Annotated in this window: 11 protein-coding genes and 1 CRISPR repeat array; of the genes, 6 read left to right on the top strand and 5 right to left on the bottom strand. The window is 50.6% G+C overall.

Annotated features, from left to right (window positions below; genetic code table 11):
- Window positions 1-15 precede the first annotated feature (15 nt).
- Genes cas7e through cas2e form a run of 5 tightly spaced genes read left to right on the top strand, consistent with a single transcriptional unit; the run spans window position 16 to window position 3831 of the window.
- Window positions 16-1230 carry a type I-E CRISPR-associated protein Cas7/Cse4/CasC gene (cas7e, locus tag MKZ32_RS05350; protein ID WP_239796315.1) on the top strand — a complete coding sequence of 405 codons (1215 nt, stop codon included), beginning with the start codon at window positions 16-18 and terminating at the stop codon, window positions 1228-1230.
- A gap of 1 nt (window position 1231) precedes the next feature.
- Window positions 1232-1954: a type I-E CRISPR-associated protein Cas5/CasD gene (gene cas5e / locus MKZ32_RS05345; protein ID WP_239796314.1), complete on the top strand. Its 723-nt coding sequence runs from the start codon at window positions 1232-1234 to the stop codon at window positions 1952-1954.
- On the top strand, window positions 1951-2676 hold the full coding sequence (cas6e, locus tag MKZ32_RS05340) for a type I-E CRISPR-associated protein Cas6/Cse3/CasE (protein ID WP_239796313.1): 726 nt from the start codon (window positions 1951-1953) through the stop codon (window positions 2674-2676). The genes cas5e and cas6e overlap by 4 nt, the downstream gene beginning before the upstream one ends.
- Window positions 2670-3563: a type I-E CRISPR-associated endonuclease Cas1e gene (gene cas1e, locus MKZ32_RS05335; RefSeq protein ID WP_239796312.1), complete on the top strand. Its 894-nt coding sequence runs from the start codon at window positions 2670-2672 to the stop codon at window positions 3561-3563. Before cas6e ends, cas1e begins: the two co-directional genes overlap by 7 nt.
- Window positions 3535-3831, top strand: coding sequence for a type I-E CRISPR-associated endoribonuclease Cas2e (gene cas2e / locus MKZ32_RS05330; protein WP_239188054.1), 297 nt, complete (start codon window positions 3535-3537; stop codon window positions 3829-3831). The genes cas1e and cas2e overlap by 29 nt, the downstream gene beginning before the upstream one ends.
- 67 nt (window positions 3832-3898) lie before the next feature.
- A CRISPR array of direct repeats spans window positions 3899-7953; the repeat unit is 29 nt; unit sequence GTTTCCCCCGCGCTCGCGGGGATAGGCCC.
- Between the two features lie 82 nt (window positions 7954-8035).
- Here cas2e and MKZ32_RS05325 read toward each other — a convergent pair.
- Window positions 8036-11920, bottom strand: a complete 3885-nt coding sequence (locus MKZ32_RS05325) for a translocation/assembly module TamB domain-containing protein (RefSeq protein WP_239796311.1) — start codon at window positions 11918-11920, stop codon at window positions 8036-8038.
- Window positions 11921-11922: 2 nt separating this feature from the next.
- The gene (locus tag MKZ32_RS05320) at window positions 11923-13716 is read right to left on the bottom strand and encodes an autotransporter assembly complex protein TamA (RefSeq protein ID WP_239796310.1); all 1794 of its coding nucleotides are present in this window, start codon (window positions 13714-13716) and stop codon (window positions 11923-11925) included.
- A 998-nt stretch (window positions 13717-14714) separates the two neighbouring features.
- Here MKZ32_RS05320 and MKZ32_RS05315 point away from each other — a divergent pair.
- A complete protein-coding gene (locus tag MKZ32_RS05315) occupies window positions 14715-14972 on the top strand; it encodes a hypothetical protein (RefSeq protein ID WP_239796309.1) in 258 nt (85 codons plus the stop codon).
- 3 nt (window positions 14973-14975) lie between these two features.
- On the opposite strand, the gene MKZ32_RS05310 is transcribed toward MKZ32_RS05315, so the two are convergent.
- Genes MKZ32_RS05310 through MKZ32_RS05300 form a run of 3 tightly spaced genes read right to left on the bottom strand, consistent with a single transcriptional unit; the run spans window position 14976 to window position 20159 of the window.
- Complete coding sequence (locus MKZ32_RS05310; RefSeq protein ID WP_239796308.1) at window positions 14976-16154, bottom strand: Wadjet anti-phage system protein JetD domain-containing protein; 1179 nt, start codon at window positions 16152-16154, stop codon at window positions 14976-14978.
- Window positions 16151-19549, bottom strand: a complete 3399-nt coding sequence (locus MKZ32_RS05305; RefSeq protein WP_239796307.1) for an ATP-binding protein — start codon at window positions 19547-19549, stop codon at window positions 16151-16153. Before MKZ32_RS05305 ends, MKZ32_RS05310 begins: the two co-directional genes overlap by 4 nt.
- Window positions 19518-20159, bottom strand: coding sequence for a DUF4194 domain-containing protein (locus MKZ32_RS05300; RefSeq protein ID WP_239796306.1), 642 nt, complete (start codon window positions 20157-20159; stop codon window positions 19518-19520). Before MKZ32_RS05300 ends, MKZ32_RS05305 begins: the two co-directional genes overlap by 32 nt.

The raw sequence follows: 20159 nt of genomic DNA, 5'->3' as shown, positions 1-20159 counted from the left end.
GATAGGAGATTGACCATGCCACTGCCACGCTTTATTCAAATTCACACCCTGCACACTTACCCCGCTGCTTTGTTGAACCGTGATGCTGATGGTTTGGCGAAACGTCTGCCGCTGGGCAATGCCATGCGCACACGCATTTCCTCGCAGTGCCTGAAACGGCATTGGCGTGATGTAGATGACCATTTCTCTCTTTCAAAACTGGGCTTTCAGCTTGAAGAAAGGTCAACCTATTTTCTCAATAGCATACGCGACCGCTTGGAACTCGCAGGTATTTCTGCTGAATTGGCTCAGGCGGCAGTTGAGGGGTTGTGTGATGGTTTAGGCTTAAATCAAGATAAAAAGAAAAAGGATAAATTCAAAACTCTTGAAGTGCTACTGCTCGGCATCAGTGAGATAAACTTCCTCACCGATTTCTGCCTTGAGCTTGCGAAGACACATGGCGATAAAAAAGCCTTAGTTGAAGCCGTTAAAGAAAAAATTGCTCAAAAACCACCGAAGGGTGAAAAGTCATTCAAAGACAACCTCAATGTGATGATGGAGCAATGTGGGCTGGTTTCAGCTTTATTCGGACGAATGATCACTTCTGATGCTCTTGCTAACCGCGATGCTTCTATCTATGTTTCGCATTCATTCACTGTTCATAAAGAACAGACAGAGAACGACTACTTTACCGTCGTTGATGACCTGATGCGTGAAGCAGGCGATTTGGGATCAGCAGGCATTTTCGATACCGAACTGGCCTCCGGTCTTTACTACGGCTACGTGGTAGTAGATGTGCCGCAGTTGGTCAAAAATCTGGAAGCCATTGCAGCTAAAGATTGCTTTGCAGATAGCACGCCAGCAGAACGCCGCGAACTGGCGGGGCGCGTGGTGCAACACCTGTTGCATTTGATTGCGACCGTCAGCCCCGGCGCAAAACGCGGCTCGACCGCACCCTTCGATTGGGCAAAATTCATGCTGGTGGAAGCAGGCGATTGGCAGCCGCGCAGTTTGGCGGGGGCTTTCCATGATGCGTTGCCGCTGGAGGTTAAGGGTAATACCGACACCATCCGGCAACGTGCCGTGTCGCGTATCACTCAGGAAATTGCCGCGATGGATGCAGCCTATGGTGCGCCACTGTCGCGACGTTTTCTGGCGTTAGATGCTGCTGAAATCGCCGGAGCGGAACGCGCCAACCTGACCAAGCTGGGCGAATGGGCTAGTGCGATTGTGCGGCAGGGAGCATGTTGAGATGCCGCGCCATCTTTTGTTGCGGCTGGAAGCGCCACTCATCGCCTTTGGTGGCGAAACCATCGATAACTTTGGCGTGATTCGCGACTTCCCGGCACTTTCCATGATGACCGGATTGTTTGCCAACGCGCTGGGCTGGCGGCGTGAGGATTGCGAATTGCATGATCGTTTGCAGAACCGCTTGTTGGTTGGAGCGCGACTGAATACGCCGATACAACGCCTCACGGATTTTCAAACCGCACAGCTGGGGAAAGACGATAAAGGTTGGACTAGCTGGGGTGTTCCAGAAGGACGGCAAGGAGGGGATGGAACCTATGAAAAAGGACCCCATTTGCGCTACCGCGACTATCACGCAAGCCTAAATGTGCTCGTCGCACTACGCCTTGAACCATCGGATGATGCGCCCACGCTGGACGATCTTGCTGTTGCGCTTGACCACCCCGCGCGCCCTTTATTTGTTGGGCGCAAACCCTGCCTGCCCAGCAAACGGATTTTTGCCGGATGGCAAGAGGCCGACAACGTGCTACATGCATTACAACTCGCCCACCTACCGCAAACTGATGGCAAGCAATCGTTGCGTATGCAATGGCCGGACGGTGAAGGCAGTCTTGCGGGTGATCGCCTGATTGACTTGTGCGATGAACGTAACTGGACGAGCGGTGTGCATGGTGGCTGGCGACCCGTTCGGGAAGGCAGCTTCACCCCACAAGGAGCGCAAACATGACATTTCAATTATTACGTTTGCAACCTGATGCTAAAGCACTTGCGGCTTGTGCGATTCGCCGCCGCGAGTCATCGCCAGACGGTGATTACGGTTACGCCTTGCACAGTTTGCTCAGAGAGGTATTTGGCGAACAAGCGCCAAAGCCGTTTCGTTACATGGGTAACAAGCAAGGATTGCTCGCCTACACCTTGGAGAATCTGGAAACTTTGCGCCACCATGCCAGCTTGGCTACGCCGGATGTCGCACGGGCTTTAGGGCTGGACGCGTTGGATGCACGCCCGTTTCCAAGTATATGGAAAGAAGGGCAGGCACTGGGCTTTGAAGTGCGCGTGCGTCCGGTGATTCGCGCAAAAGATGGTCGCGAACGCGATGCCTTTTTGCACGCCGCTGATGCGATACCGGCAGCGGCAGGGGGTGGACTTGCCCAGCGCGCCATGATTTATAGCGACTGGCTTGCCAAGCAGTTTGCCGTAGATGGCGCAGCGCAAATTATCCAGGCACAAATGGATGAGTTTCGTTTAACCCGTGTGTTGCGCAAAGCAAACACTGGCGAAAACGGTAAACGCAAATCGCACGCTGTTACTGGCCCAGACTCAGTATTCAAAGGGCAGTTGCAAGTAGGCAACCCAGAAGCTTTTGCGCGCCTGCTGGCGCGAGGTGTGGGACGGCATCGCGCATTTGGGTTTGGCATGTTGCTGCTTCGGCCTGCCTCCTCGTGCTAAAAGGCCGCCTCGGGCTGGAAACAGCCCGCATTCCCCATGCTGATCGCCACGGTTTAATTTGGCTGGAACGCGGCGAGCTCTGCGTAATCGACGGCTGCCTGAATTTTATGGCAGGCAAAGATTCGCTCACGCCGCACATTCTCCAAGTGCCCCATCAAGCGGTATCTATGATATTGCTTGGGCCGGGCAGCAGTGTCACCCACGACGCACTGCGGCTGTTGGCGCGTCATGGCACTTTGATGGCGGCTGTCGGAGTGGACGGGGTGCGTACCTACACCGCTCCGCCTTTAATGCCAGATCGTTCCGATGTGGCACGGCGCCAAGCAGAGTTGTGGGGCAGCCCACGCCGCCGCATCAGTGTGGCGCGTCACATGTATGCCATGCGACTGGGGGAAGTTCTGCCGCATCGGGATTTGGATACCTTACGAGGAATCGAAGGGGCGCGGGTCAAGACCATTTATCGTCTCATGGCAGATAAATATGGCATTGAATGGAATGGCCGACATTACGACCGCAGCAACCCAAACGCAACGGATACTCCAAACCAAGCGATCAATCATGCCGCAACGGCAGTGCAGGCTGCCGCAGCAATTGCCGTGCAATCACTTGCCGCAATCCCACAACTCGGCTTTATCCATGAAGATTCTGGGCAAGCCTTCGTGCTGGACATTGCTGATCTATATCGCGACACCGTTACCTTGCAAATTGCGTTCAGTGTTGCAAAAAATGTGGCGGCTGGTGATGACACGACCATTGACCGACTGGTAAGACGAGAAGCCTCCACTGTATTTCGGAAGCAAAGTGTAATTTCATCCATGATCGACAAAATAAAACTGGTGTTGCGCACGGAGGAACAGGATGTCACTAGTAATGATAGTGACGCGTGATGTAGCAGATCGTTTCCGGGGATTTCTGGCATCAACCATGCTGGAAGTGGCTCCAACGGTGTACATCTCCCCGCGCATGAACGCGGGCATACGCTCGCGAATATGGAAAGTGCTAGCGGATTGGCATGGTGCCGAACCGCGCGGCAGCATTGTAATGATTTGGCGAGATGTGAATGAAACAGGTGGTGTTGGTATTGCGAATCTAGGTTTGCCTCCGCGTGATCTAGTTGAGATAGATGGATTGTGGTTGACCAAGCGGTCTCTATAAAATGTTCTTTAAAAAAACGGATGCGTTTTGTGTTTATCTTTTATAAATTATTATGTTATCTATGAGAGTTTCCCCCGCGCTCGCGGGGATAGGCCCTTTATGCACTTTATCTGCTCTATGCCCCTTGTGTTTCCCCCGCGCTCGCGGGGATAGGCCCCGATGTTGGAAAATTGAACGTTGAAACAATACGTTTCCCCCGCGCTCGCGGGGATAGGCCCCACTTAGCTTGTCAGACTTCCAAACTGCACCCGTTTCCCCCGCGCTCGCGGGGATAGGCCCTTGGGCCGCTCGTTGCGATGGTCAGCAGCCTTGTTTCCCCCGCGCTCGCGGGGATAGGCCCTGAGCTGTTAATGGTATTCCGTGGTAGTAGACGTTTCCCCCGCGCTCGCGGGGATAGGCCCGAAAGGTGCTGATTAATGGTTCCCGGCTATTAGTTTCCCCCGCGCTCGCGGGGATAGGCCCATCCGGCACCATCGGTAATTGCAAAAGTATTTGTTTCCCCCGCGCTCGCGGGGATAGGCCCTCGGTACTAAACATGATGAACATGGGAATGGCGTTTCCCCCGCGCTCGCGGGGATAGGCCCTATCCTATAGCAGATATATCTGCTTCTGAATAGTTTCCCCCGCGCTCGCGGGGATAGGCCCTGGCAGCATTCCTACCGGCTTGCCATTATCCAGTTTCCCCCGCGCTCGCGGGGATAGGCCCCTTCCGCTGGTCACCGCCGTGCCTGAGTTGCCGTTTCCCCCGCGCTCGCGGGGATAGGCCCCAAGCTTAAGGAGAAATCGGTGAAACGGAGTGGTTTCCCCCGCGCTCGCGGGGATAGGCCCAGGTAACAGAAGACCATGCATTATCCGAAATGGTTTCCCCCGCGCTCGCGGGGATAGGCCCGATACGGCGCTCGGTAAAGATCATTCGTTGGTGTTTCCCCCGCGCTCGCGGGGATAGGCCCGATATCAGGTGCACCCCAACAACTGCTATTGCGTTTCCCCCGCGCTCGCGGGGATAGGCCCTGAAGCGTCAAGCGGAAGTTATGCTCGTGTTGGTTTCCCCCGCGCTCGCGGGGATAGGCCCTTATGTTTGCCTTGCCACAAGCTAAAGACTAAGTTTCCCCCGCGCTCGCGGGGATAGGCCCCTATGCAATCTCAGCAGGACTCCCGGCAACTTGTTTCCCCCGCGCTCGCGGGGATAGGCCCTTTATATCAGTCACATCCCAAAGCTCGCTGATGTTTCCCCCGCGCTCGCGGGGATAGGCCCGCAGAATATATGTAACCGTGGGTAGTGGCATTGTTTCCCCCGCGCTCGCGGGGATAGGCCCAGGCGGGTCGAAATTCTCATCAGACCAAAATTGTTTCCCCCGCGCTCGCGGGGATAGGCCCTAGCAAGCAGCCCAAGCAGTCAAGCATCAAGCGTTTCCCCCGCGCTCGCGGGGATAGGCCCCAGTAATAACGCGGCTATAGCATTCCCCGCCCGTTTCCCCCGCGCTCGCGGGGATAGGCCCTTTATATCAGTAACATGCCCAAACTCGCTGATGTTTCCCCCGCGCTCGCGGGGATAGGCCCTCTAGCAGCCAACGTCCGCGCCTTGAGCGTTGGTTTCCCCCGCGCTCGCGGGGATAGGCCCTGTGGTGTCAAAGAGTAATGGAGCTGTCTGGGGTTTCCCCCGCGCTCGCGGGGATAGGCCCTGGTCATAGTCAGTCTCGCTGTTCCTTGAAATGTTTCCCCCGCGCTCGCGGGGATAGGCCCGGAAAAAGCGATGACGCCCGTAATCGGGCACCGTTTCCCCCGCGCTCGCGGGGATAGGCCGTCGTGGACACTGGGAAAAACATCGCTATTTCAGTTTCCCCCGCGCTCGCGGGGATAGGCCCATCAATATTCGCGCTACATGCATGAGATAGGGGTTTCCCCCGCGCTCGCGGGGATAGGCCCAGATAGGACGCCTGCAGCGGTTGTTGAGTTATGTTTCCCCCGCGCTCGCGGGGATAGGCCCGTCCAGCCGGTACAGGCTGGGCGCCTGCAACAGTTTCCCCCGCGCTCGCGGGGATAGGCCCAATACCAGCCGCCTAGCGGATTTTTTTACATCGTTTCCCCCGCGCTCGCGGGGATAGGCCCTATCTGGAGCCATCGCAACAAAACTAGGCCCAGTTTCCCCCGCGCTCGCGGGGATAGGCCCTTGGAATCGACGGTATGTTCGTGGACGAAATGGTTTCCCCCGCGCTCGCGGGGATAGGCCCTTCACTGCGGAGATGTTCAACAAATTAGGTATGTTTCCCCCGCGCTCGCGGGGATAGGCCCCTGATAACCGCCATCAGGCAACTTCTCAATCGGTTTCCCCCGCGCTCGCGGGGATAGGCCCCCTTCTATTGACCCAACAAAGAACTTGGCGGCGTTTCCCCCGCGCTCGCGGGGATAGGCCCTATGCACTTGATCCATGGCATGCAGCACCGCGGTTTCCCCCGCGCTCGCGGGGATAGGCCCACGCGAGATAGTATCGGCCCAGCAACTGATAAGTTTCCCCCGCGCTCGCGGGGATAGGCCCCAGTAATGGTTACGTTACGAGTGGTTGGAGAGGTTTCCCCCGCGCTCGCGGGGATAGGCCCTGGCCAAGCGCGAACTTTTCTGCTTGTTGATAGTTTCCCCCGCGCTCGCGGGGATAGGCCCTTACCCAGCCATGGACTATCTTTTTCATGGTGGTTTCCCCCGCGCTCGCGGGGATAGGCCCCAGCTACCAAGCCGTTCGAAATGCACAGCTATGTTTCCCCCGCGCTCGCGGGGATAGGCCCATAGTTGACATTGGCATTGGCGACATGGTTGCGTTTCCCCCGCGCTCGCGGGGATAGGCCCTGTTGCTTCCACCCCTTGCCATCACCATTAGCGTTTCCCCCGCGCTCGCGGGGATAGGCCCTGTCTTGTTTCCGCGATTCCACATTTTTGGCAGTTTCCCCCGCGCTCGCGGGGATAGGCCCAAAATAATCGCGTATCAAACCGGTCAAGTGGTGTTTCCCCCGCGCTCGCGGGGATAGGCCCTCAACGCAGACAACTACCGGGCCTGGAACTTCGTTTCCCCCGCGCTCGCGGGGATAGGCCCGATATCCTAGCCCATTACTAAAGCGTCAGCGTGTTTCCCCCGCGCTCGCGGGGATAGGCCCAAATGGGGCAGATGAAAGAAGATGTCGGCCTGGTTTCCCCCGCGCTCGCGGGGATAGGCCCTCTTCAGGTGTGCGCTTAGGTCGCCCGCTAGCGTTTCCCCCGCGCTCGCGGGGATAGGCCACGCGTCTGCTCCATGCGAGGCCCAGTCGTGTTGTTTCCCCCGCGCTCGCGGGGATAGGCCCCTGTGAGCTATGCGATGTACGTTTTCAACTTGGTTTCCCCCGCGCTCGCGGGGATAGGCCCTCCTGTTTAGCGTTCATTTTGTTTTCTCATAAGTTTCCCCCGCGCTCGCGGGGATAGGCCCGTAGGACACTTTGCCCTTCTTGATAAGCTCATGTTTCCCCCGCGCTCGCGGGGATAGGCCCTTATGCAGCCACTTGTCAAAGCTCATGAAGACGTTTCCCCCGCGCTCGCGGGGATAGGCCCATCATTATCCGCTACCACAAGGCGCTTGCCATGTTTCCCCCGCGCTCGCGGGGATAGGCCCTGGGAGCGTATAGTGCCAAGCGTGGCCGTCCCGTTTCCCCCGCGCTCGCGGGGATAGGCCCTCCGCCTGGTCTACCGTGAGCGGCTGGCGAGAGTTTCCCCCGCGCTCGCGGGGATAGGCCCGGTATAGCCGCAACGATTGACGCAAGCAACACGTTTCCCCCGCGCTCGCGGGGATAGGCCCGGCCAGGTTCCGGCGGCAAAATTCGGTAGAAAGTTTCCCCCGCGCTCGCGGGGATAGGCCCTCTTGGTTACGATTTGGCTACGGTTGCAAAAAGTTTCCCCCGCGCTCGCGGGGATAGGCCCGATATTAGAAAGAGCCTGACCGATGGGTTAATGTTTCCCCCGCGCTCGCGGGGATAGGCCCGATGGGTGCGTAGTATCCCGATCCGCTGAAGTGTTTCCCCCGCGCTGGCGGGGATAGGCTCCATCATCAAAACCATCCGCGAGACCACCGGCAGTTTCCCCCGCGCTCGCGGGGATGAACCGTCTACGACCCACGCACGCTGGCCGGTTTACTATTTCGACAGAGCACTTGCCCCTCTAGTTATCCTTAATAATAATTTTTATATCAATCAAATTTAAACACATAAAACACATCAACCGCGCTATCTAATCCGGCTTGAGTGACAACTTTAATTTTTGGCGTGAGATTGTAAGTGAGTTTTGTAATGCCAATGTTTGTGGTGGTGAGGCCACGTTCATAGCTAAGATATGCGCTTGAAGAAATGCGCTTGCCGACAGTGCCAATTTGGCTGGTGAGGGGGTTATTACTAGTACTGCTAGTGTCTTGTCTGAAAGATATTTCATCAACGCCTAATGTTCGGCTTAACTGTTGCGTGAGTCCTTCGCCTGATGGTTGTCCGCCGAGAATTGACTTAGCAGCAGTGAGTAGCAGTGATGTGTCTATATTGCCTGAATTGAGTGCGCGTCCAAATACAATCCAGGAAAGTTTTTCTGCATCCGATACATTGGGTGTGGAGACCAAGCGAATGACGGGACGACGAACTGAGCCTGAAATTTCAACGCCTGCTTCAATAGCGAGTCCTTTACGCATTGCAAGGATGTTTAATCCGGGATCATCCAAAGGGCCATTAAAATTCACGATGCCGCGCTCAACGGTTAATTGCTGCCCATAAGCCAAGTATTTGGCTTTGTCAGTCGCTATGGTGCCTTCAGTCGCTATGGTGCCTGTCGCCGTTAGCTTGTTTTGGTCGTTTGTTTTTAGATGTAATGCACCTTTTAGCTGACCCTCAAGTCCTGCCGCACGTACATAAAACTGTTTCCCAAGATCAATGGTCGAATCTAAATTGATGTTGAACTTCTGTGTGGTTTGTGATGATTGCCCGCTTATAACAATGTCATCAGCTAACTGTGGTCGGTTGTTTGGTGGTCGTATCAGAAAACCAGCGTCTGCAGTAATGTTGCTATTTAATGTCAGTGTCTTACCACTGAAGTTGGCTTGACCATTTCCTGAAGCAATAATCCAGTGCTGTGATTTTAGTGCTAAAGGGAGATGGTCGAGTTTAATTTTTAAACGACTATCATTGCCAACCAAACCTATCGTGCCGGTTATATCAAGGTTTCCAGGTTTCTTTGGGATATTTACTTTCGCCAGTAAGTTATCGCGGGGATTGGGTACGAAAGGTGATGTGAAGTTAAATGTATTTATGTGCAGTGAGGTGCGGTCAAAATGGGCGTCGAGTTGGCCTTGTTGTAGCTGCAATCCCTGATCCATTAACGCAAAGGTTAAATCTGTTCCTTGAACATTGCCAAAGAACAGAGGTTTCTTTATCGTCCCGCTTAGTTTTGCTTGTAAATCGAGCTGACCCCCACTTTTTATATTGTCACCGAGTAATGCTCCAATGCGGGAAATATCATCCATTTTGATGGCAAGCTTACCTTCAATTGCCGTGTCATGTAAGCTGCCCCAGCCCGAGCCTGATAACGTGAGTGGCAATGCGATACTGGCCCGGGTTGTGCCAATGTGCTTACCTTTGGCAACTAATTCTCCCGTCAGGATGCCATTATTTACTTGGCTGGTGACTTGTAATTGTTCCAAACCCAATGAAAATGGGAATTCTCCGGGTAGGATCCAGTCACCTTTTTCACGTTTAATTTGTAAGCTGCCGGTTAATTGCTTGGCCGCTTTCACATCCCAGTCGCCGCCAAGTTCTAGCGTTCCTTGAGTTTCTTCAGTATCACTTCCATGGCGTAAAGAAATCCCGGTGAATCGACCCTGGGTATGCCATTGATCAGGTGTCCACTGGGTGGTATTCAATCGTATTTCACCCTTGCCAAGGGATAACTTAGTGGTGTCTAGTGATGCGTGATTTGTACTGACTTTGAGTTGTGTAGCAGCTTGCAACTTTAGGGGTAGGGCACCGCTTGACGACAGTTCAGTTAACTTGCCAGCCCAATAAAATGTGGGATTAATTTTATCAGTTGGTAGTAATCCACCGACTGCTTGTAAAGTTATTTTATTTTTATCATCAAGTTGTAGCTTGGCTTTAATCTCATGATCAGATTGCTGACCAGCAATGGTGATGTTCAACTGTTGCGCAAGCATTTTCTCGGACTTGCGGTAGTTATTCGCCTGTAGATTAAGTTTAATGGCAGTATTTTGTAGATTTCCTTGCGCAGTTATATGGTTTAGAGAATGTCCGCCAGGTAGAGAAAACTTATCGCCCGTGAGATCAAACTGTAAGACTGGTGATGTTAAAGAACCACCAAAATTACCTTGTAAATTGAGTGCGCCGCCGAGTCCAAAGCCTATTTGAGCCAGCACGGGCGCCCTTATTTCTAAGTACATACGGTCATCTGGTGCACCGATTTCGCCATGCGCACGAAGGTGATTTGAACCAATGGAAAGCTCAACATCCGCTTTGGCTCTGCCAGTGTTGACGAAATCAATATCGCCATGGCCTGCCACTGGTTGCTTAGCGAATTGGCTTTTTTCGAATTTAAAACTTAACAAACCGGCTGGCTGTGGACTGAGATTACCAGTCAGGGTCAGCTGCGCATTGAGATCAGATTCAGGTGTTTGAATAAATTCAGCGAGATTAAAATGCGCTAGCTGGCCGTTAAAATTAAACCGTTGTTGATCGCCAAGGCCAAATTCACCATGTCCAGTCAGCGTAGATTGGTTGCGAGTTAGCTTGAGTTCTTGTAATTGGATGGTTGCTGCGGCATGTGTAAATTGGGCGTTCAGATTGAGTGTTTCGTCTTTAAGGACAATGATGCCATGTTGTTTTTCCGTATTGCCACCCAGCTTGATATGACCATTAAGCCGGGCAGCTTGCAAACGCGTATCCAACTTAAGTGGGTTAAGTTGTTTAATGTCTAAATTAGCTGAGCCGGAAGATAGGCTAGTGTTCCATGCAAAATTACCAGAGATCATTCCGTCGTCTATCAAATGTAACAAAAGATCGTCAAATTGTAGTGAATTCCGGGTTATTTTAAGACGCGCTTTAATATCACGTACCGGCAAGCCTCCTTGATCTAAAGCTTTTGCTAATTTATTTTTAATCAGTAAATTGCCAGCTAATTGCGACTGATGGTTTTCTTGTAAGTTAATGGATAGCAATAAATCAGCTTTGGGTGTTTTGGGTGAAAATTGTTGGGGATTAAATCCATCCAAAGATAAACGCAATTTGCCAACCGGAAATAATGCAAAGGGCTGTATTAATATATCACCGTCACCATTAAGAACGTCGCCCGCTGCAGTAATGGATAAATTTAGTTGAGATAAATTGCCATTAATAGTTGCGTTGATACGGGTCTCTGATAATGATGTTTCTGCAATTTCTATTAAACCGACGAGCTTAGCCTGAGCGGTTAGTTTAAAGGGCTTATTTCCTTCTAGATTAGCGGAAGCATAAAGTGACCCAAATTCTGAATCGAGACTTAAATGGGGCACGTGATATTGCTGTCCATCACTTTCTAGCGCTGCTTTTAACTTTGATATAGTGAAATCAGCTTTCTTTGTATTATTGGATAATAAACTTAAAGAGTTAATTTCAATATTTTTTATTGAAATAGCAAATGGTAGGTTAATGTGTTCAGGTAATAATAAGGGGGCTGAAGAAGGCGGCGTGAGTATTTCGACTTCTCGCGCAGATAATCGTTTGACAATAAGTTGCTTTGAAAAAAGTGCGTCCGGTTGCCAGTCAAATGCAAACTCGGTAAGTTTGAATTGCTTATCTTTGCTGGTGATATGAATTGATTGAATCTTGATAGTGCTGAACGTGCCACTTACACCAGAAAATTTGTAATTTCCTAAGCTAATGGATGAAACCGTTGCAAGTAGCCATTGCAAGCCAGGTGTGGTGGTTAATACCCAGGTACCAAAGGCTGCGCCACATAATGTCGCAATAAGCGATGCAGTAACGATCCAGCGCAGTATTCTGCGTTTCTTTTTTATAGTGTCTGGACTTGTGGTTATTTGTTTTGACAAAATCAAAAAGCAACGGCTATAGAAAAATGAAGTCGAAACAAGCCTGTTTTATGCCCTCGAGCTAAATCCAGTGCCAATGGGCCAGCCGGGCTACGCCAGCGTAAGCCCGCACCATATCCAACTGCAGGGTTAAATTTTTTCCAACTATCCGCAGCGTTACCAATATCGGTAAATACCGCACCACCCCATTTGTCCAATAGCCAGTGAGTGTATTCAATGGTGCCGGTTGCCATTGTGCGTCCACCCACGATGGCATTCCCTTCATGGACGCCTAAACTCAGGAAATCATAACCACGTACAGAATTAATTCCTCCTGCTCGAAATAAATATTCCTGTGGAATACCAAAACGTGATTCAGCCACTGTAAAACCTGCTTCGCCACGTATGAATAGCACATCACGTTTGCCAATAGGCCACCAGAATTGTTGGCGTGCGTATGTGCGTAAAAAAGTTTGGTCAGACAAAACCTGTTGACTGGCACCACCAATGCGTATTTCTGAAATACTACCTTGTCGAATATTGAGTGGATTGTCGACTTTATTTTTGCGCCACTGCCAATCTATGACAAGTGCTTCGTTGTTTTCCCTGATACCACTAGAAGGGATTCTTTTTTCTCGTTGCCAGCTTAAACCTAGTTGACGTTGAATAGTTTTGGTTACATACCTTCTTGTAAAGTTGGTACTTTGGTTGATGGTTTCCAGACCTTCAATGTCTGTTAGTTGTAGGCGTGAGCCTAAAGAGTATTGAATGTGGTCTTGGTTTGGAAAGGTATCAATACCCGCAAAAAAGGTTTGCTGCTTTTGTTCTAAACGCAATGTGGAGTTGAGATTTAAAGTGCGATCAAGAAAATTATAATTTTGAAAGTTGATCTCGCCTCGCCCACCATTGTTTGAGCTGTAGCCCGCACCGAGTGCTATGCTTTTTGATTTTTTTTCACTCAGTTGGACGAGAATAGGCGCAGCTTTGTGCAATGATCTGTCAGGGTTAATACTCACGGAGACAGAGCTAAAATTGGGCACTTTTTGTAGGGAATCTTGAAATGAGAAAAGTAATTCTCTGCGATAAGGATCGCCAGGTTTAAAGGGTGAAAAATTCTCAATTTTAGTATCTTGATAACGCTCCAGACCGGTAACGATTAATTCCCCAAAGTAAAAGGCAGGTCCCGAATCAACAACGACGATAAGTTGTGCATGTTTATTTTCGCGGTCTACGATAGCCTTACTATCTATGATCTCTGCTGCAGCATAATCTTTATGCTTAATGTCTGACAATAACTTGGCCTTAGCTTCTTCCCAATCGTGAGAACGAAAAGGTTTGCCTGTTTTTAATGGCCATGCCTCACGTAACTGTTGGATCCGCTTTTGTTGTGCATTTGTATTGGCCGTGAGTTCGCCCCTGAACTCAATGGTTACTTCGCTGACGAGTGTGCGTGGCCCAGGTTGAACAACAATCTCGAAGTCTTCAGACAATTTACGGGTTAGTGTTACTGTAGGCGAGAAATAGCCCTCAGTAGCTAATAATTCACTGATCTCACGTTTAGCTCGGCGTAAAAAAACATGTTTTGATGTTTCATCAACGAGTGGTGCATGAGGTAGTTCAAAATGTTCCTGTAGCAAGGCATTAATTGAATTTGGTGCAGACAGTGTTACGTTGGATAAGTTCTTTTTGTTAAATAACGGTTGTGTTAACTGTTTAAGGATTGATTGCGCTGATGCAGGCTGATTAGCAAATGTAATAGTCAGGAGTAACAGTAGAGACCAGCGATCAAATAGAAAATTACTAATAAATTTTGCCACGGGTATCCATAAACGATTATTGCTCTAAATTTAATACACGCCAGGAAGGAGACTTCAAGTGCAAAGTGACATAGCCAATCGACAGCATTCGATAGCAAGAAATGTGAGCGATTGCACAATACGATAATAGTCTGAGAGATATCTGCGGTGAAACACAGCTTTAGGAATCGCCTCTAAACTATATCAAGCTCTACCCCTTCACAGAATCTTGAATGGTGCGAATTAGCCAGGGAAATACTTTCCATAAGCATGTGAACCTCTTCATCATCTTGTTTCTCGATGATCATTTCATCTTGATTCCATGAACAGTAATTTGCTTCTCGAAGAATAATAGAATCCCGTTCTTTTAATGATTGCACTTTTCAAATTGACGCTCGGCATACTTATCAACCCATTTTACGAAATAAAGATTTTTACCTTAGTATGTGGGTACGCTTTGCCTAGGATAATAAAAAACCGCAATTGCCGTCCTTTCGAGTTAAAGTTTTACGGCTTTAATCGCGTTTACCACCCAATGCCATCAACAAGCTTAGCAAGTTTACGAAAACATTATCAATATTCAAGTACAAATCCAAGTACAACGACATCAAGGAAAATTTCTAATGGATACCATTAGACACCCCGTTGATTTTATTGGATTCGCGCTTTCAATGGACAATCTTGGATTAATACAAGTTTCAGAGTATAGAAACAAGGTAAAAGTTTCAATGATTGTTGAAAAAACCGTATTGTTTCTTATTTAAATATTGCGGTAATCCTGTTAATCCAAAGACCAAGGAACCAAAGAGCAACAGGGACTTTGTATGCTGCTTGACCGAAAGAGTGTGTACTGACATATTGATAAAAATAATCAGTTACTAACCAATTTAGAGCGGACTTCAATCACAGTCTCAGTACAAAGTTTGATGACATCAAATCAAAAGTTTTCAACATTTGATCTTGCAAACGAAGCAGCATCCTAAACACTGTTAACATTTAAATTAGGCTGCACTTCGAACTTGAATCCGCCGAATATTAACGGCGGGCTTTACTCGGGCTTTTCATGCCAATCAACTGGCGCGCTCAATAACCAACCGCAAGATACCAACGACGCATTGACTGCCTTTGTATCTGGATCGGTGTTCCCACGCTCGTGGGGGGATGAACCGGCTCCAGAAGCATTGGCTGTAATACATGTAACTCCGGGATTGCTCTTAAACGAATTCATCAGTCAGACCACCCCATCCGTGCTGCCGCCGCTGATCCAGTCGAATTAAAATTTATCGACTATCCGAGAGCCTTTTTAATGCAGTTTCGAACCATCCGAAGCCGATTCTTTCTTGCTCAAGCCGAATATTTTTACGTATCCGGTTATCACGCAAGTCGTTATAAAGAGAAAGCTCTTCGAGGGTTAGTCTAGGCAAGTCGCGCAGCGTTTGCTTCTCTTCCTCACCCCAGAGTGGCTCGAATTTTAATAAAGTGGCTCGATCCATCAATAACGATTCCACGTGTGCAAACTGATTGCGAAGTTGATCGAGAATTGCAAATCCGTGCGTATCAATATCACCCCAATAATAAATACGACAGCGCAATAGCCAATTGGCCTGTCTTGACATTTCAAATCCATACCCCGAACCAAAAATTACCAAACTGTCCTTTAGTAGCGGGAAGGCTAAAAAATTGATCTCATTTTCAATAATAAAAACCTGTGAAACCATAGGATTGAGCTGAGCGAAGCTCGCAGCATCAAGAGTAATGTCTTGTACGTGTGTCAATGGAATTTGATTAGGATCAAGCAAACGAAATCGAATGCGCAGCGGCTTGTCACGGAATCCGTAACGCGTTGCAAATCCGTTCACGCCAGACGCAGTAAAGTCAACTGTTTCGGGATCTAAAACCATATCGAACAACTCAGTCAGCACGTTGCGGCGCGCTTCAATGAATTTACTGTGAACGCCTGGAATATCGACCTGCCTCAGATACACGCCTGGTCTAGGATGAGCCTGCAACCACACGACAATCTCCAATAACCGACTCCAATCATCTGCTAAAGCCAGCGCGAGCATGGGACGTCTTGCTAGCCAGTCCAACAGTTTCGGCTGAAATTGCTTTGTTTCCTCTATCAAAGCAACAAATCGGGCAGCGTCTTTGCGCTTGGATATGACTGTTGCGGCAACATCGAAGCTATCGATCCACACCTCGGCGGGAACAGAGTTCGTCCCTAAAATGCGGTGCTTGAACTCCCGCGTCTCCACCCGACAGTGCGGAACGGTTCGAATCTCTCCAACCCAGGCACGAACTTCGTCAAAGCGATCAGCCATCTCAGCCGAGGTGGGGCACTTGAGTATTAAACGTCGCGGAAACAGTGACTCCCCTGTGACAAGGCTGGACAACATATCCCCTCGTTCCCATAGCTTTTCTAGCTGAATACGGAAGTCTCTCGGTCTTGTCCAACTCATCCCGAAATCCTCGCCTTCTCTGCGCGATACTCCTCGATCAAAAGATTGCGCAGCTTGGAGGCGCGACCATCTTCGTTTTGAACAAATCCGACGCTGGACACGAAAGGCTCGATGATGTGAATTTTTTGCAAGGGTGTGACAATCAGAAGTTGCAAGTTGAGTTGGGCGAACAAGCGCAAGCCATATTGCGCTGACTCATCAGAGCCTCGTCCGAAAGCTTCGTCGATCACCACGAACCGGAAGGAACGAGATCGTACTGCCCCCCATTCAAGACCGAACTGATAGGCCAAACTCGCGGCAAGAATGGTGTAAGCCAGCTTCTCTTTTTGTCCGCCCGATTTGCCACCAGAGTCAGAATAATGTTCGTGCTCCTTACCATCCTCGCGCCAACGTTCACTGGCTGCGAACACATACCAATTACGCACATCGGTTACTTTAGCTGTCCAGCGTCGATCTTGTTCAGAGATTCCCTCACGTCCGCGAAAACGCTCGATAATAAGCTTCACTTGCAGAAATTTGGCTTCTGAATATTGGCTGTCGTCTGAACCCGTGATTGCCCCTTCAGTACAGGCGCGCAGTTCAGTTTGAAAATCGCGGATGTCAGCATCCGGCGTAGGCTGAGCTTCAAGTTGTATGTATCGCCCCGTGTTGTAGTCAATCCCCGTTAGCGATTCGTTGATGCGAGCGATACGCTCCTTGATCGTTTCTCGCTCGCGCGCTAACTGCGATTGGAAATTCGCGACTTCGCGGATCGTATTTTCGTTCAGCAATTCTTTGAAGCGCGCTTCAAAACGCGGCAAGTCATCGGCCTGCAGCGCATTGAGCATGGCGCGATATTCGAAGGCAGCTTCAATGCTGGCATCCACCTCTGAGGTTTCCAATTTGAACGCCTCTTTGTAGGCTGCCATCGCTTGAATGATTTTGTCGCGCAAACGTTTGAGTTTTGCATCCTCTGCATCGATCTTGGTCTGCAACCACTCCCGCAAATCTCGCTCACGGTTATCACAAGATTCAACCGTGAGCTGATGCTCGCCCAACGCCTCGCCTCGGATCGTGTCAAGACGCTCAAAGCGCGCTGAGTGAGTTGCATATGCCGGTTCATCAAGTATTGCTTGCGTTTGCATTCGCAATGCTTCGGCATCTATTTTTTTCTGCTCTACTTTGGATCGCTTGTCTTTGTGTTCTTCAAGCAACCCTTCCGTAGTCATCAATGTTGCCTCACCCGCACTCAACCGCTCTGCCAGTTGTTTGAGCACATCGGAAGTCGATTCCAGCCTTTGCTTCTCGTCGGTTAATGCCGCCACCTCTAGAACAAGGGGCTGCCAGTCAATTTCACGAAAATCGGCAAACATATCCAGCTTCGAAAGCACCGTGATGAACGCTTGAAGTTCCCTACGAGCTGATTCAATCTTTCCAATAAGGCTGCCCACCTTACGAAGGCGTTTCTCCAAACTTTTGGCTTTATCTTCAAGCGCAGCGATCTTGGCTGCGTTGGTCCAGCCCAACACGTAACGACTACGATCATCCAACCGATGGCGGTCGTCTTTCTCGTGCCGCTCACCCCCTGCCTTGATTTGTCCTGCACGAGTGATAGCCCGCGTCTCGCGGCGAAATTGCTCTTGGGTGATGCAGCAGGCCACGTCGAATCTATGTGCCAGTTCACGTTCCAGCCAATCGTAAAAGGCAGAATCAGGCTTAATCGCCAGCTTGCGCGCCAAGGAATCGCGGTGCCGGCTAAACAATTCGCTCCGAGAATTCTGACGTATACGGAAATAAACCAAACGACCTTTCAGGTGCGTTTTATCGACCCACTCAGCGACCGCTGCATAGTGTTCATCCGGCACCAGCAAGGACAAGCCGAAGCTGCGCAACAGCCGTTCGGCCGCGCCTTCCCAGTCACGCTCGTCCTCATGTACCTGGAGCAACTCGCCGGCGAAGGGCATCTCTTCTTCAGACAAGTTGAGTGCTTTGCATAAGGCTGCCCGCATGGCCATTTGTTCCGATGGAATGTTGCTGAGTCGCGCTTTCAGACTGTTGATCTCGGCAGTCAGCGCGTCATGCTCTTGTTTACCTTGACGCAAGCTCACGCTGTGCTCAGTCAAATTGTTTTGCAAGCCAGCATCTCGCGCCCGCGTGGTTTCAGTCAATGTAATAAATCGTTGTCGTTGCCGCAAAAATCCGTCCTCATCATCTGCGGGACTTTCAGCAACTGCGCGCACCAGCTCAGCGTAACGCTGCGCCTTTCGTTCACGCACCTCACGCTCCTGTTCCTTCTTGTTGATCTCAATCGTCAGCCGTTCCAGACGGTCACCGCCGTTGTCAGCAATGCTGCGTTTGAGTTCAGCCACTTCGACGCGCTGTGCATCACGTTGGGCTTCAACACGTTTGACCTGGGTGTCTTGTCGTGTCCATTCCTCTAGCAAGTTAGCTGCGCGTTTTTCCAACAAGCCGAGTTTCAATCCAGCGAAGTAGGGACTGAGCGCATCGCGGCAAGCACGAAATTCATCGACCAGGGCAACCAGCGACGCATGACGATCTCCGTCTGCAACCAGAGGGGTAAGCATCTCAACCTGCCGCTTGGCTTTCAGCACGGCCTCGTGTGCGCGGTTGAGATCATCGAAGTGGCCAATCAAAGCGGTGATGCGCGGCGCAACGTCAAATGGTTCCAGCATGTGGCTGCGCACAAAATCAGTGAGGTTACCCACCGATTTCATCGACACAGTTTGGTGGAATAACTCCAGTGCCTGTTCGTTTTCAATGCCAAAGCGACGCCGAAACCATGCCCCGTAGGGAGGAAAGCTGTCGAATATTTCCGCGCCCATTCCTCTCAGTTTTTTCCTGAGTTGAACGATGTCCGAACCAAAATGTGCAAAGTCAGCCGTAATGGACAACGCCCGTTCTTTACAGACAAAGAAGCGTGCAGGCTGTGCTTGGGCATCCTTCATCCAGAACACCTGTGCCAGCGTCACCGTTTGGTCATAGCCCGCGTTATGAAAAACACCCAAAATCACCGAGTAACTATTATGATCGCGCAGTGCCACAGGCTTGGCCGTTCCACTCACCTCATTGCGTTCGGACTTGTAATGCCCAAGCACATAAGAGCGCAGCGTGCGCTCTTTGTTGTCAGCACCGGCAGCCTTGTTGTAAGCGATACGATGCGCCGGAACCAACAGTGTGGTAACGGCATCCACCAGCGTGGATTTCCCCGATCCAATGTCGCCAGTGAGTAAGGCATTTTTTCCGTCGAGGTTCAGCGCCCACACCCGTGCATCGAAAGTCCCCCAGTTGAACACTTCCAAACGGTGCAAGCGGAATCCGGATAGCGCATCATCGCTGACAAAATCCAGCCCCAATGTTTGCATCTCATCCATTGGAATCACCTGCTGAAGTTGCATTGATCTGTACCTGATACGCTGACAGCCGCGTATCGAAATCATTCAGCCACTGCGCATCCACAAAGGCTTTGATGATGCGACGCACCTCGAATGCTGTGGGTTGTCCTGCGCCAGTTTTAAGCTTGCGCAAAAATCCCAACTCGACAATCTTGTTGAGATGCGTCTCAATCTGGTCGATAAGCTTCGCCTCATTACTGCTGTCGGGCAAAAACACGCGAACCAACTCGACGAGTTGATCACGAGTCAACACGAGGCGTGTGTCTCCACCACTTGCATCGAACTCAGCCAACTTCTTGCGCAAAAGCGCCAGTAGCAAGCTCACAGGAAAAGTCAGCGGACGGCGCGCCACCAGTCGTGGTAGCTTGGCAACACCTTCGCCTTCACTTTCCAAACGTGCTCGCAAGAATGCATACCCCTCTGACTCGTCCAGCACCAATTCCAGGCCCAACACAGTCACGTAATCACGCACGCGAGCTTGTAGATTAAGCAAGGCATTCCAAAGGCTGGCCTCTCCTTCTTGGTAAATCACGCCTTTGAGCAAAGCAATGACCAAGGCTGACAACTCATTCGTTGCAGCGGTATTTTCTGGTTTAAGTTCTTGCTCTGTCAT

Origin of the sequence: Candidatus Nitrotoga arctica, from assembly GCF_918378365.1 — a bacterium.
GTDB classification, from domain to species: domain Bacteria; phylum Pseudomonadota; class Gammaproteobacteria; order Burkholderiales; family Gallionellaceae; genus Nitrotoga; species Nitrotoga arctica.
Note: the sequence above shows the minus strand (reverse complement) of the source record. Positions and strands in the feature narration are given on the sequence as shown.

Coding starts and splice junctions, on each gene's coding strand:
- cas7e (WP_239796315.1), top strand. CDS start 16: ATGCCACTGCCACGCTTTATTCAAATTCACACCCTGCACACTTACCCC.
- cas5e (WP_239796314.1), top strand. CDS start 1,232: ATGCCGCGCCATCTTTTGTTGCGGCTGGAAGCGCCACTCATCGCCTTT.
- cas6e (WP_239796313.1), top strand. CDS start 1,951: ATGACATTTCAATTATTACGTTTGCAACCTGATGCTAAAGCACTTGCG.
- cas2e (WP_239188054.1), top strand. CDS start 3,535: ATGTCACTAGTAATGATAGTGACGCGTGATGTAGCAGATCGTTTCCGG.
- MKZ32_RS05310 (WP_239796308.1), bottom strand. CDS start 16,154: ATGAGTTGGACAAGACCGAGAGACTTCCGTATTCAGCTAGAAAAGCTA.
- MKZ32_RS05305 (WP_239796307.1), bottom strand. CDS start 19,549: ATGCAACTTCAGCAGGTGATTCCAATGGATGAGATGCAAACATTGGGG.
- MKZ32_RS05300 (WP_239796306.1), bottom strand. CDS start 20,159: ATGACAGAGCAAGAACTTAAACCAGAAAATACCGCTGCAACGAATGAG.